The sequence below is a fragment of the Herbidospora sakaeratensis genome (assembly GCF_001570525.1).
GTDB classification, from domain to species: domain Bacteria; phylum Actinomycetota; class Actinomycetes; order Streptosporangiales; family Streptosporangiaceae; genus Herbidospora; species Herbidospora sakaeratensis.
Genome location: NZ_BBXC01000006.1, coordinates 1 through 813, shown reverse-complemented (window position 1 = coordinate 813; position 813 = coordinate 1). Strand labels below are relative to the sequence as shown.

At 68.3% G+C, this 813-nt stretch carries 1 protein-coding gene; it reads left to right on the top strand.

Features of this window, described 5'->3' with window-relative positions; all coding sequences use genetic code 11:
• Positions 1 to 813: glycoside hydrolase family 6 protein (locus AW271_RS00035; RefSeq protein WP_174553059.1), on the top strand; the 813-nt coding region annotated here is incomplete at both ends.

Sequence of the window (813 nt, the reverse complement as noted above, 5' to 3'; positions counted from 1 at the left end):
AACCTGAACCTGGCCGCCTGCCAGGAGGCCAAGAACTCCGGCGCCTACGAGCAGGGTGTCGCCTACGCCCTGTCGAAGCTGTACGCGATCCCGAACGTCTACAACTACGTCGACGCCGGCCACCACGGCTGGCTCGGCTGGGACACCAACTTCGGCCCGTCGGCCGACCTGTTCGGCTCGACCGCCGACCTGGCCACCGGCGGCAAGGCCACCGTGCACGGCTTCATCACCAACACCGCCAACTACTCGGCCCTGGTCGAGCCCTACTTCTCGGTCAGCGGCTCGGTCAACGGCCAGCAGATCCGCTCGTCCCGCTGGGTCGACTGGAACTTCTACATCGACGAGTTGTCCTTCGCCCAGGCCTTCCGCACCCGCCTGGTCCAGGAGGGCTTCTCCTCCAACATCGGCATGCTGATCGACACCAGCCGCAACGGCTGGGGCGGCTCGGCCCGCCCGACCGCGGCCAGCACGTCGACCGACCTGAACACCTTCGTCAACAACTCCCGCGTCGACCGGCGCATCCACGCCGGCAACTGGTGCAACCAGAGCGGCGCGGGTCTGGGCGAGCGCCCGAGGGCCAACCCGGCCACCGGCATCGACGCCTACGTCTGGGTCAAGCCTCCGGGTGAGTCGGACGGCTCCTCGACCGAGATCCCGAACAACGAGGGCAAGGGCTTCGACCGGATGTGCGACCCGACCTACGGCGGCAACGACCGTAACGGCAACAACGCCACCGGCGCTCTGGCGAACTCGCCGCTGTCGGGCCACTGGTTCTCGGCCCAGTTCCGTCAGCTGCTCGCCAACGCCTACCCG